This window comes from Parabacteroides faecalis, assembly GCF_022809355.1.
GTDB classification, from domain to species: Bacteria; Bacteroidota; Bacteroidia; order Bacteroidales; family Tannerellaceae; genus Parabacteroides; species Parabacteroides faecalis.
Map to the genome: position 1 here is coordinate 1 of NZ_JAKZMM010000037.1, position 12,846 is coordinate 12,846.

General features: G+C 41.2%; 10 protein-coding genes and 1 tRNA gene. 3 read left to right on the top strand and 8 right to left on the bottom strand.

Annotated elements, in window-relative coordinates; genetic code table 11:
- Positions 1-198: 198 nt before the first annotated feature.
- Positions 199-274 (bottom strand) — tRNA-Lys (locus MUN53_RS13240).
- Between the two features lie 94 nt (positions 275-368).
- Positions 369-1,535, bottom strand: a complete 1,167-nt coding sequence (locus MUN53_RS13245; protein WP_243325954.1) for an AI-2E family transporter — start codon at positions 1,533-1,535, stop codon at positions 369-371.
- A 78-nt stretch (positions 1,536-1,613) separates the two neighbouring features.
- Here MUN53_RS13245 and dacB point away from each other — a divergent pair, with 78 nt between their 5' ends.
- Positions 1,614-3,047 carry a D-alanyl-D-alanine carboxypeptidase/D-alanyl-D-alanine endopeptidase gene (dacB, locus tag MUN53_RS13250; protein WP_243325955.1) on the top strand — a complete coding sequence of 478 codons (1,434 nt, stop codon included), beginning with the start codon at positions 1,614-1,616 and terminating at the stop codon, positions 3,045-3,047.
- Here the strand turns inward: dacB and MUN53_RS13255 are convergent.
- The 6 genes from MUN53_RS13255 to MUN53_RS13280 form a co-directional block, all read right to left on the bottom strand.
- The gene (locus MUN53_RS13255; protein WP_243325956.1) at positions 3,033-3,779 is read right to left on the bottom strand and encodes a LytR/AlgR family response regulator transcription factor; all 747 of its coding nucleotides are present in this window, start codon (positions 3,777-3,779) and stop codon (positions 3,033-3,035) included. The genes dacB and MUN53_RS13255 overlap by 15 nt on opposite strands.
- Positions 3,776-4,873 carry a sensor histidine kinase gene (locus tag MUN53_RS13260; protein WP_243325957.1) on the bottom strand — a complete coding sequence of 366 codons (1,098 nt, stop codon included), beginning with the start codon at positions 4,871-4,873 and terminating at the stop codon, positions 3,776-3,778. The genes MUN53_RS13255 and MUN53_RS13260 overlap by 4 nt, the downstream gene beginning before the upstream one ends.
- Positions 4,874-5,178: 305 nt before the next feature.
- Entirely contained in the window at positions 5,179-6,399 is a 1,221-nt protein-coding gene (locus MUN53_RS13265) for an ABC transporter permease (protein WP_243325959.1), read from the bottom strand.
- A 21-nt stretch (positions 6,400-6,420) separates the two neighbouring features.
- Complete coding sequence (locus tag MUN53_RS13270; protein WP_022454617.1) at positions 6,421-7,161, bottom strand: ABC transporter ATP-binding protein; 741 nt, start codon at positions 7,159-7,161, stop codon at positions 6,421-6,423.
- A 36-nt stretch (positions 7,162-7,197) separates the two neighbouring features.
- Positions 7,198-8,430, bottom strand: a complete 1,233-nt coding sequence (locus MUN53_RS13275; RefSeq protein WP_243325961.1) for an efflux RND transporter periplasmic adaptor subunit — start codon at positions 8,428-8,430, stop codon at positions 7,198-7,200.
- Positions 8,431-8,603: 173 nt separating this feature from the next.
- The gene (locus MUN53_RS13280) at positions 8,604-9,920 is read right to left on the bottom strand and encodes a TolC family protein (protein ID WP_243325962.1); all 1,317 of its coding nucleotides are present in this window, start codon (positions 9,918-9,920) and stop codon (positions 8,604-8,606) included.
- Between the two features lie 194 nt (positions 9,921-10,114).
- On the opposite strand from MUN53_RS13280, the gene tyrS reads away from it, so the two are divergent.
- Positions 10,115-11,407, top strand: a complete 1,293-nt coding sequence (tyrS, locus tag MUN53_RS13285; RefSeq protein ID WP_022454621.1) for a tyrosine--tRNA ligase — start codon at positions 10,115-10,117, stop codon at positions 11,405-11,407.
- A gap of 541 nt (positions 11,408-11,948) precedes the next feature.
- Positions 11,949-12,527 (top strand): rubrerythrin, encoded by a 579-nt coding sequence (rbr, locus tag MUN53_RS13290; protein WP_243325964.1) that lies wholly within the window; start codon positions 11,949-11,951, stop codon positions 12,525-12,527.
- The last annotated feature ends 319 nt before the right edge of the window (positions 12,528-12,846 follow it).

Here is a 12,846-nt window from a genome sequence, read left to right on the forward strand (position 1 = left end):
AAAGAACTTTCGTTCTCAGTTCAGAGGGGTGAAAGACAAAGCTTTCTTTCTCTTTAGACTTTGCAATATTTATGCTTAAATTTCTAATCCCTCATATTTTTACGTTGATCCATTCAAGCCCATGATACTGTTTTATTTGGACTTAATACATATATAAAAAATAAGCTCTTTAATCCGAATGGATTAAAGAGCTTATTTTGGTGATCCGCCTGGGGCTCGAACCCAGGACCCCAACATTAAAAGTGTTGTGCTCTACCTGCTGAGCTAGCGAATCAAACCTCTAATGCATCGTTTCCCGATTGCGAGTGCAAAGGTAGTGATAATTTTTGACCCTGCAAGTTTTTAGAGAAGTTTTTTCTTCTTCTCTCCTATTTTTCTTCTATTTCTTTCGTCTGAACAGGTTTTTCGGCCTTATTTTCGGGATCAGTAACCTCATTTTGTGGAGATATATCTAAACTTTCCATCAAAACAAACCGCTTATAATACGACAGGCAAAGTGTTGTCAGTGGTAAGGCAATAATCAGTCCGATGAATCCGAGCAATGTTCCCCAAATAGATAAGGAAAGTAAAATAATGGCAGGATTCAGCCCCATGGCTTTTCCCATGATACGAGGCGTCAGATACAAATCCTGTATAGCCTGCACAATACCCAATACCAATAATGATAAGCCAAATAAAATCCAGAAATTCTCTCCTGTCTCAGCCGAACGGAGCAGACTGAGCAACGCCATTGGAATCAATCCAATAGTCTGTAAATAAGGGATCAAGTTCAAACAGCCGATAAACAATCCCAAAGTAACTGCCAAAGGGAAATTGATGATCTTAAATCCGATCGCCAGTAAAACACCTACACATAAGGCAATCAACGACTGTCCGCGGAAATACCGATTCATACTAAGTTCTACATCATCTGCCAACTGACTGATAAACGGACGATAGCGTTCCGGTATCAGTCGCAGCCAACCACTGGCTATCTTCTCATAATCCAACAAGATAAAAATAAAGTACAAGAAGATGACAAAGACAATCGTTACACTGACCAAAACAGAGAAGGTACTTGTCAGTAAATGCCAGGCTTTCGGAGCGATCTGTTTGATTGCCTGCAAAATATTTTCCTTGTTGACGAAATCACGCAAAGCTTCCGGATCAATACTGTTTTCCAAATACTCCACCCAACTGTTCGGTATCAACGGGATATAACCTGGAGTAGCCTGCCGGTTACTTAAAAGTTGTAACAGACGTTCACTCTCTTCCGAAATAGAAGGTACAACCATCACCGTAACCAAGGCGATAATCAAACAAATAGATATGAGAACAGCCAGAATAGACAAGATTCGGCTTTTCAGTTTCAATTTATATTGGAAAAACTTCACAAAGGGCTGACACATATAAGCCATCAGCCAGGCTATCAAGAATGGTAAAAGTGCATTTCTCAAGACAACGATCAAATAAAGTAATGCACTGATCAGTAAAACACCTATTCCGATGCGGACAACGCGATCGAAAGTAAACGGTTTATCAAACATGGAATCCATAATTATTTCTATCTTTGTTTTTCGCAAAGGTAACATAAAGGTTAAAACTTCATAATGAGACATTCCAAAATATTTTTATTGACAGCATTTATTTTATGCTTTCAACTTGGATTCGGACAAAAAACAAGTCCCATTAACCGATTCCTGGATCAGCCGGGTATAGAACACGCTTCGTTTGCTTGTCTGGTAACCGAAACATCCACAGGAAAAACCATCGGGAAATACCAGCCGGATGTACAACTCACACCTGCTTCCGTATTAAAATTACTGACTACCGCTACCGCATTGGAATTATTAGGCGAAACCTATCGTTTCCCAACGACAATCAGTTATGATGGAACAATAGCCAATGGTGTACTGAATGGGAATATCTATATTCAAGGACATGGAGATCCGACCTTAGGTTCGTCTCATTTCACCCCCGAATCAGAGACATTCCTCAAAGAATGGAAAGACGCCATTCGTCAGCAAGGTATTCGGGAAATCAAGGGAGCCATTATTGCTGATGAGAGTATTTTCGACAACGAAGGCATATCCATGAAATGGCTTCGCGAAGATTTAGGCAGTTATTACGGAGCCGGAAGTTACGGACTTTCTTTCCATGATAATCTGTATTCGCTGTATTTGAATAGTAGCGCCATAGGAACACGCCCTACCTTGGTTCGGACAGAACCAGAAATGGATCTGGATTTCCATAATTATCTGAAAGCAGCCGCTACCAAAAGCGACAGTAGCTTTATCGTTGGTATGCCTTTCTCCAACGAACGATATTTATATGGAATCGTTCCGGCAAACCGGCAATCCTACCGATTGAAAGGCGACATACCTGATCCGGCTCTCTTTTTAGCCCAATATATACAGAAAGAATTGGAAAAAGATGGCATCTCTGTGCAGAAAGAAGCAACCTGTTATCGACTTCTGTACGAAAAGAATGCCTGGAAACCGGGGAAACGGACGGAAATTATCACGACTTATTCACCGACTCTACAACAAATCGTGGAAAAGACCAATCATGTAAGTCTTAATCTCTTTGCCGACGCCTTGCTGAAAACCATCGGTTTGCGCTATAAGAATCCGCAGAAACATGTCATTTCTTCTTTCGGGAAAGGAATAGAAGTCATGAAAAGTTATTGGAAAGGCAAAGGACTGGATATTTCATCTCTTCGTATTAGCGACGGAAGCGGTCTGGCTCCTACGAATAAGGTGACAGCCCGTTTCCTCAACGACTTACTAACCTATATGGTAAAATCCAAACATGCCGAAGCATTTATGTCCTCATTACCTCAAGCCGGAGTAGAAGGATCTGTACGCAATTTCCTGAAAGAATCATCCCTTTCAGGAAAAGCATTCCTCAAAAGCGGCAGTATGAGCGGCGTGAGATGTTATGCCGGATACGTAAAAAATCAGGGAAAGACGTATAGCGTCGTCTTTCTCACCAACAATTATTCCATGAGCAGCTGGACTATCAACCGCAGACTTGAGCAAGTCCTGATCGGACTATTTGGCCAATAAGATACTATGTTGCGCCAGGAAATCGAAGAATTTCTGTTTATAATTATCAGAAATCGGAATATATTCCTTTCCAAACACAATGCGATTGCGCTCGATAACTTTAATCTTCTCCGGCTGGACAATAAATGAACGGTGTACACGGATGAAACGGTTCGACGGAAGCATATCTTCTACCATCTTCATACTGATCAGGGAAAGAATTGGACGAGCTTCGCCTTCGAGATAAATCTTGACATAATCTTTCAAACCTTCAATATACAAGATCTGGTTCAATTCAATTTGTACTAACTTGTATTCGGTCTTGACAAAGATCCGTTCCACTTCATTCTCGTTAGCTGTTCCTGTAATAGGCTCTTCCGTTTTCCGCTGATGTGATTCAAACCAGTCGCAGGCTTTCTGTGCAGCCTTCAGGAAATCGGAATAACTGATGGGTTTCAACAGATAATCCAAGGCATTGACCCGATAACTGTCGACAGCATATTGTTCGAAGGCTGTCGTAAAGATAACTTTTGTTTCCGGAGGAAGCATCTTCGAGAATTCCATACCACTCAACTCGGGCATCTGGATATCCAGGAACAAGACTTGCACCGGTTCGTTATGCAAAGCATCCATGGCATTCAGAGCACTGTTATACTTCCCTTTCAATTCCAGAAAAGGAGTTTTCAAAGCGTAACTCTCCAGCAGACTTGCTGCCAAAGGTTCATCATCAATAATAGCACAGGTTAATTTCATTTCACTCCAGTTTGTATTTGTAAATCGGCAATATAGGTATCACCATCCTGTTCATGTCGGAAAGAATAAGATTCCGGATAAATCAATTCCAGACGTTTCTCCAAATTGACTAATCCAATGCCCGAACCACTCTTGTCTTGTCCGTTCTTAGGAAAGTAACTATTCTCAATCCGGCAATGTACTTCCGTTTTATCATACGTGATACAGATACGGATAAATGATGGCAGGTTATTGCTAACTCCATGCTTGAACGCGTTTTCAATCAACGAGATGAAAAGTAAAGGAGCAATCATTCCCCCTTCGTTTTCCTGTCCGCTTATTTGTAAGTCGAGTGATACATGCTCAGGAAGACGGATACGCATCAGCTCAACATAATTGCGAATAAAGTCCAGTTCTTTCCCCAACGGAACGAACTTCTGGTTACTGTCATACAAGACATAACGAAGCAACCGGCTCAAATCATGTACGACACCTTGTGCACGATCGGGACTGAAGGCAATCAAACAATAGATATTATTTAATGTATTAAACAGAAAATGCGGATTCAACTGGCTCTTCAGATTCTGCAATTCGGCTTCCACACGGCTTTGTTCCAAATCACGTCGCATCGTTTCGATCCGATACCAGTTTCTCGTTACCCGGATAGCCACACTTAAACCTGACACCAACATATATAGTACGGCATTACCTAAAAAGAATCCGACAATATTCCGAAGTGGAGGTTCTCCTCGCATAGGAGGTTTCCGATGTGGATGTTCATGGGGCGAATCAGGCAATAAATCCATCAAGAGATGAACAGCCACCATCGTAAAGACAATCAACAATACATTGGCCACAAAGAATTCAGGCAAACGACGGGTAAAAAGATATTTCGGAACCAGGAAAAAATAATTGACATAGAATACGAACATAAATGAAATAGGTACGATAACAAAACGCATATAACTTTCGATCGTAACTGTTTCTGTCTCGTCACCGGTAAAAAAGAATGGGATACCAAACAAGATTCCCCACGCTGCCATGTGGATAATCTTGCCCAATCCTTTCGGAGTTCGATACACCGGCAATTCTTCTTTTTTCGTTTCTTCTGTCATGATTCTTATTCTTTCACTGTCTTAAATTCCGTTTGTTATCAATTTGTCAAAAATACCGATAAAAAAGCTCTTTGACAAAACAAATCCGCAAAGATTTTCATTAGAAAAGACTTTTCTAGTATCATTCTTCCAAGATTTTGACTATCCAAGCACTTTTTCAAGGCAAATCCGCGCGGATTTTGACCGTCCAAGTAGTTTTTCAACGAAAATCCGCCAAGAATGGAACCGTCCAAGAACTTTGACAATACAAATCCTTCAGGAGAAGTATCAGCCAAGATCTTGGACGGTTTCCAACTTCCATTCCATCATTCATAGCGGATGGATTCGATCGGGTCTAGCTGTGCCGCCTTCTTGGCCGGATACCATCCGAAGAAAATACCCGTCGCCGTACAGACGATAAACGATAGAAGCACGCTCCACGGCTGGATGAAAATCGGGAAATGCGCTACTTGATTTACAATGATAGCCGAACCCACACCGAAAATCACACCAATCAATCCTCCCGTCACGCTTATCAGGATGGATTCGATCAGGAACTGCGAAAGGATATCAATCCCTTTTGCCCCGATACTCATGCGTAAACCAATCTCGCGTGTACGTTCCGTTACCGAAACATACATGATATTCATAATACCGATACCACCCACCAAAAGGGAAATACCCGCCACCGCCGCAAGCAAAACGGTCATCATGTCCGTAGTACTTGTCAACATCGAACTCAACTCCTGCTGACTACGGATTGTAAAATCATCCTCTTCATCCGCTTTAAGCTTATGGTTGCGACGTAGTATTTCCGAAATCTCATCAATAGCCTGTTCGGTATATTCTTCCTTTAAAGCTGAACAAGTAATACCCTGCAAATGAGTAATAGCCAGAACCTTTTTCTGAATGGTTGTATAAGGCGCCAAGATCAGGTCGTCCTGGTCCATTCCCATACTGTTATACCCTTTGCTCTCCAATACACCCACAATCTTGAAGGGTAATTTCTGGAAGCGAATCACTTTCCCTACCGGATTTTCTCCACCGGGGAACAAATTATCCACCACTGTCTTACCTACAACGCATACTTTGGCTGCAACAGCGATGTCTTGATCAGAGAACATCTCTCCGTCTTCTACTTTATAACGACGGATTTCCATATAATCCGGACTGATACCATAAATCGTAGTCGGCGCGTTGTTAGCTCCGTAAATAACCTGTCCACTACTATTGACCGACGGAGAAACAGCCGCCACATAACGTGTCTCATCTACGATGTTCTGATAATCTTCAAGCTTCAGTGTTTCCATACTCGAAGCTTCCTGACGTACACCGCCCCGGATATCACCACCCGGTTGGATCATAATCATATTTGATCCCATCTCGCTGATCTCCGCCTGAATACTTCTCTTGGAACCTTGCCCGATAGCCAACATCGTAATCACCGAAGCCACACCGATAATAATACCCAACATCGTGAGGAATCCACGCATCTTGTTGTTAGCCAAAGCCCGAAGTGCTATTTTGAATAAATTCGTAAGATTCATATCTGTATAAGCTATCTGTTATCAGTCGTCTGTCTTTGGCAATTTGGCCAAAGCTTCGGCTGCATCCAATATATTCTCATTCTTCACATCCGATGTAATATGTCCGTCACGCAACATGATATTCCGGCTACTGTATTGGGCAATCTCCGGATTATGAGTTACGAAGATAATCGTACGTCCTTGGGCATGAAGCTGCTGAAACAATACCAATATCTCAAAGCTGGTACGTGTATCCAGGTTTCCGGTAGCCTCGTCCGCCAGAATCACAGCCGGATCATTCACCAAAGCCCGGGCAATTGCCACACGTTGCATCTGTCCACCCGACATCTGATTACTCTTATGATTCAAACGTTCTCCCAAACCTACAGCAATCAAAGCTTTAATGGCTTTCTCTCTCCGTTGTGCCGCATTATAGGCCGGATTATACATGAGCGGAAGTTCCACATTCTCGATAGCCGTTGTTTTAGGTAGCAGATTATAATTCTGGAAAACAAACCCAATTTTCCGGTTACGAAGTGTGGCTCTCGCACTTTTCCCCATCGTACGAACAGATACACCATCCAAATAATATTCTCCGCTAGTCGGCGTATCCAGACAACCTAATGTATTTAACAATGTACTTTTGCCTGATCCGGAAGTTCCCATAATGGTAACAAATTCACCTTCATAAATCGTAAAACTAACGCCTCGTAACGCGTGAACCACTTCATCACCTACGATAAAATTGCGTTTTATGTTTTCCAGTCTTATAATCTCTTTCATGACGTACGTACTTATATTTTATACTCCACAGAGGAATCATTTTTTACCTTTCTTACTATCTGGCGGTCCCGGCATAAACGGGCTACGTTCTTGTCCGGCAGCCGGCGATACTACGACAGGAGTCGAAACCGATAAGTCAACCGCTACAATCTCACCTTCCTGTAAGCCATCCACTACTTCTGTAACATTATTATTGCTCGAACCTACAGTAATGGCTTTCGGCTTCAACTGAGTTCCTTCTTCAACCCATACCAACCGTTTTCCTTCGGGAGCCTGCATCGTCGGGTTCTCAACCGTCAGTCCTAACGGCTCCAGCATGCTGGCATCAGCAATAAAACGTAAAGCTTTATTCGGTATCGACAATACATCATTCCGTTCCATTGTATAAATCGTGATGTTTGCCGTCAGACGCGGTTTCAATTTCAAGTCCGGATTATCGGCTGAGATCACAACTTCGTACGTAACAACCGTTGAAGAAGATGATGAACTTGAGGACGATGTGCTGCTGTCACTACTTTCACCCAGACGGATCTGTTCCACTTTTCCTTCGAAAACATCATTCGGATATGCATCTACTGTAAATGAAACCCGTTGTCCATCCTGTACACTACCTATATCAGCCTCATCCACATCAGCTATGATCTGCATCTTTGTTAAATCAGCGGCAATTGTAAACAAGGTCGGAGTTTCGAAACCGGCTGCTACGGTCTGCCCTTCTTCAACCGCCTTATTAATCACCACACCATTAATAGGGCTTGTGATCGTAGCATATTCCAGGTTTCGACGAACCTTAACCATTGAGGCCTGGCTCTCTTCATAATTAGCTTTCGCCTGCTCGTAATTGTAGGTTGCCGTTTCATACTCCGTGTCACTGATCAACTTCTTCTCGAACAATACCTTACTACGTGCATAATTCTTCTGCTGATATTCGTACTCCGACTTGCTTTTATCCAACTGCGCGGTAGCTGATTGCAACTCAGCCTCCAATGTCACCTTATCCATTTCTGCAATCAACTGCCCGGCAGTCACCACATCATTATAATCTACATACAGCTTGTCAATAATACCTGAGACCTGCGTACCGACATCTACTTCCGTTACCGGCTCGACAGTTCCCGTGGCGGTCACAACATTCGTAATGGAAGTGCGGCCAACCTTTTCCGTCTCTAAAACCATTCTTCCTCCAGCCTTTTTTCCGGAAAAGAGGAAAAATCCTCCTGCAATGATTACAATTCCGGCCAGGCCGATCATAACTTTTTTCTTATTCATATTATTTGATTACTTTTTTATCCGAAATTCAGGCTTATTTCTAAGTCCGACAATTCGTTTGTCAACTCAAAAATCTACACCTAACATCAACTTATAAACTTATTTTGGTAAAAAGGTTCCCGCGACTCACGTCGCAGGAAACCCCATAAAAGAGAGTGGAGTGAATATCCCGTCTAAATATTGATATCGACGGGCTTCTTCTGATAAATGTTTAAAAGTTGTATACTCATGATTGCCATGTATTTCGACTGAAGTACCTCCTGCTGTGCATTCAGCAGATTGTTCTTTTCTGTCAACATCTCTAACGTATTCTTCATCCCCAAGAAAAACTGTTCTTCAGTTAACTCGAAGCTTTGTTGTATATACGATAATCTTTCAACTGCCGACATATATTGGCTCTGTGCAGACGTGGCGTCCAAATAAATCCCTTCAACAGTCTGCAACAGATCTTTCTGAGCGTTCAACAAGTCTAGCTGACTGGTAGTAATCGCTAGTTTTGCTTTATTATATGCTGTCTTTTTTTCTCGGTTCGCAAATATAGGAATATTAATCGTTAATCCAACACTTTCATTGAATTTATTCCAAATTTGACTACCGAAAGTGTAGTTTGTACCCGAAAGATGCCCTGTTCCAATACCTGCATTCATAGACAACGTAGGCCAATAGGCTGCTTTTGCCTTTTCTTTTTCCAATTCTGCCACTTCGATAGAAAGTTCACTGCTTCGTATTTGTGGCATGACGGCCAACGAAGTCTGATAAATCGTCTGTTTATCCGGTAATGGAGTTATCACTTCCGATTCATCTACATCCGGCATATTCAATGCTATATCCTGTGTTATATCCAGTTCAAGCAACTGTTTCAATTGTAGTTTATAATTATCCAAATTCGTTTGGGCAACCACCAATTGATATTTGTCTGTGCTGTACTGACTTTCCAACTGAGCCAGATCAACTGCGGAAATTGAGCCAGCTTTATACAGTTCTTCAGCCCGATCCCGTTCGGCCTTCGACGTTTCAACAGTATTTTCGTTAATTTCCACGGCTTCCATAGCATACATTACCTGAAGGTATGTCTGCACAATGGCTATTTGGATATCATCTTCGCTTTGTTCTGTCGAAAGCTTATCCACTTCATTCTGTAACTTCTGTTGTTTAATGGTTTTATTACGCTGACCTCCATCGAAGAGAGTCCAGTTGGCATTCACCGCATAATTACCACTATAACTATTATTACTCTCAGCATCCGAAGAAGGATAGTTTACGAATCCTTGCGTCACTGAAGCTGATAAGGAAGGGAACAACTGAGCCTTTGCCAACTCTGTATCTTCCAATCCTGACAATTCATTCACCCGACTCTTTTTAATTTGGATATTATTTGCTAACGCATAATCCAAACATGAACGGAGCGTCCATTCTGCCGGTTGTTCCTGAGCTTGTACACTCGTTGTCAACAACCCGATTGATAATCCTATAACTAATGTCCGCATCATATCTGTTTCCTTTTTACGAAAGCAAAAGTACAAGCCTCTCATTTCCTAGACAATTAATATAGAAAGACCCGTTTTTTCTATCGACAAATCCCCTATTTCTATCGATAAAACAAAAAAGTAGCGCTTCGCCGACTTAAATCAATTAATAATCGTATCTTTGCCCACACTAAACATATTTATAATGAACTAATACGATGAATTTTGTAGAAGAATTAAGATGGCGTGGAATGGTTCATACCATGATGCCGGGTACTGAAGAATTGTTGGAAAAAGAAATGGTTACCGCTTATGTCGGTATTGATCCGACTGCCGATTCTTTGCATATCGGCCATTTGGTGAGCGTGATGATCTTAAAACATTTCCAACGTTGCGGTCACAAACCGTTGGCTTTGGTAGGTGGTGCAACAGGTATGATTGGAGACCCGTCTGGTAAATCAGCAGAACGAAATCTGTTAGACGAGGAAACATTACGTCATAATCAGGAATGTATCAAAAAGCAGTTGAGCAAATTTCTGGACTTTGAATCAGATGCTCCCAACAAAGCAGAATTGGTAAACAACTACGACTGGATGAAAGACTTTACTTTCCTGGATTTTGCCCGGACAGTAGGAAAGCACATTACCGTCAACTACATGATGGCAAAAGATTCTGTTCAGAAACGTCTGAACGGTGAAGCCCGCGACGGTCTTTCTTTCACCGAATTTACTTACCAGTTATTACAAGGATACGACTTCCTGTATCTTTACGAACATAAGAACTGCAAACTTCAGATGGGTGGTTCAGACCAATGGGGAAACATTACTACAGGTGCTGAACTGATCCGCCGTACAAACGGAGGTGAAGTATTTGCATTAACCTGCCCGCTTATCACGAAAGCCGACGGCGGTAAGTTCGGTAAGACAGAATCAGGTAATATCTGGTTGGATCGTCGTTATACTTCTCCTTATAAATTCTATCAGTTCTGGCTGAATGTAAGTGATGCCGATGCAGCTAAATACATTAAGATCTTTACGGCTCTTCCCAAAGAAGAAATCGAGGCTCTGATTGCAGAACAAGAAGCAGCGCCTCACTTACGTCCGTTACAAAAACGATTGGCTAAAGAAGTTACCATTATGGTACATTCGCAAGAAGATTACGATGCTGCTGTTGAAGCTTCTAATATCTTGTTCGGTAATGCAACATCTGAGGCATTAAAGAAACTGGACGAAGAGACCTTGCTTGATGTATTTAACGGTGTTCCTCAGTTTGAAGTATCACGTGATGACGTTGCAGCCGGAATCAAGCTGATCGATCTGTGTACAGAAAAAGCAAACGTATTCCCGTCAAAAGGTGAAATGCGTAAACTGATCCAAAGCGGAGGTGTAAGCATCAATAAAGAAAAGGTATCTGATACTGATATGGTAGTTAATACCAGTCATTTATTAGACGAAAAATACCTTCTTGTACAACGTGGCAAGAAAAATTATTACTTGATTATTGTAAAATAATGAGAAAATACTTGCAAAGGTAAAAAATAGTATTTACCTTTGCAGTGCTTTTGAGAAAGCATCGGATTGTCTCATGGTGTAATGGTAGCACTACAGTTTTTGGTTCTGTCTGTCGAGGTTCGAATCCTCGTGAGACAACTCACAATTCGAAAGGCGCTTGTTATCAACAGATAACAGGCGTTTTTTCTTTTATACAGAAAAGCCCGGACAAAACAAACGAGAATCATTTTCAATTCCCATTAGTTTCATTTTCAATCCTCGTCAGTTTTAATTTCAAAGGATATTTTCACTACTTCAAAAGCCGGCGTATTTTAGTGAAAAGCCGGCGTAAATTGACAAAAATACGCCGGCTTTTGATGAAAATACAAGGTATAATAAAAAGGAAACTATCTACACTTTTTCAGGCTGATAGATTCTGTCTATCCAACCATAAAAATTACCACTTAAATAAATTCTTCCAAACCAAAACTAAACCCTACCTTTGTCTGTTGTAAAGATAAAGCGAACAAATAAATTAATAACCAATAAAAAAGTAAATAGTATGGGAAAGAGTATTAAAGGAACACGTACAGAACAGAATTTGTTGAAATCATTCGCAGGTGAATCACAGGCAAGAAGTCGCTATACTTATTTTGCCAGCGTAGCCAAGAAAGAAGGTTTTGAACAAATAGCAGCAGTCTTCATGGAAACAGCTGAACAGGAAAAAGAACACGCAAAACGATTCTTCAAATTCCTGGAAGGCGGCATGGTTGAAATCACCGCTTCATATCCGGCTGGCATCATCAGTACTACCAAAGAAAACTTGGCAGCAGCAGCAGCCGGCGAAAACGAAGAATGGGCTGATTTATACCCAGAATTTGCTAAAGTAGCCGACGAAGAAGGTTTCCCGGAAGTAGCCGTTGCTTTCCGTATGATTGCCAAAGTAGAAGCAGAACACGAAAAACGCTATCGTACACTGTTAGCTCGTGTAGAAGCTGAAAAAGTGTTTGAAAGAGACGAAGAAATTTTGTGGCAATGCCGTAACTGTGGTTTCGTATTGAGCGCCAAGAAAGCTCCGCTGAAATGTCCGGCATGTTTGCATCCGCAGGCTTACTTCGAACCGATGAAACAAAACTATTAATCAAAATAAAAGATATAATAGTCTGATAAATTTAACAAAAAAGCTGTTGTACAATATGTGCAACAGCTTTTTTACTTTATAAATAAATCTATAGAAGAAAAGGAGTTTTTTCCCTCAAAAGCTAGAACAATACTTAAATAAAAACCTATACCTTATATTATATATACATACCGAAAGAGCTAACATTAAAATAAATTCAGAAAAAAACAGTGTTAAACATACCGTTTAATTACTTTTTTTATTATTTTTACGGCGTCGTAATGAAAAGAGTACAATCTTAGTTAATGTTAGCCTGTTTGTATTCGATTTATTATAACGA

Coding starts and splice junctions, on each gene's coding strand:
- MUN53_RS13275 (WP_243325961.1), bottom strand. CDS start 8,430: ATGAATAAGAAAAAAGTTATGATCGGCCTGGCCGGAATTGTAATCATT.
- MUN53_RS13265 (WP_243325959.1), bottom strand. CDS start 6,399: ATGAATCTTACGAATTTATTCAAAATAGCACTTCGGGCTTTGGCTAAC.
- MUN53_RS13260 (WP_243325957.1), bottom strand. CDS start 4,873: ATGACAGAAGAAACGAAAAAAGAAGAATTGCCGGTGTATCGAACTCCG.
- tyrS (WP_022454621.1), top strand. CDS start 10,115: ATGAATTTTGTAGAAGAATTAAGATGGCGTGGAATGGTTCATACCATG.
- MUN53_RS13255 (WP_243325956.1), bottom strand. CDS start 3,779: ATGAAATTAACCTGTGCTATTATTGATGATGAACCTTTGGCAGCAAGT.
- MUN53_RS13270 (WP_022454617.1), bottom strand. CDS start 7,161: ATGAAAGAGATTATAAGACTGGAAAACATAAAACGCAATTTTATCGTA.
- MUN53_RS13280 (WP_243325962.1), bottom strand. CDS start 9,920: ATGATGCGGACATTAGTTATAGGATTATCAATCGGGTTGTTGACAACG.
- MUN53_RS13245 (WP_243325954.1), bottom strand. CDS start 1,535: ATGGATTCCATGTTTGATAAACCGTTTACTTTCGATCGCGTTGTCCGC.
- rbr (WP_243325964.1), top strand. CDS start 11,949: ATGGGAAAGAGTATTAAAGGAACACGTACAGAACAGAATTTGTTGAAA.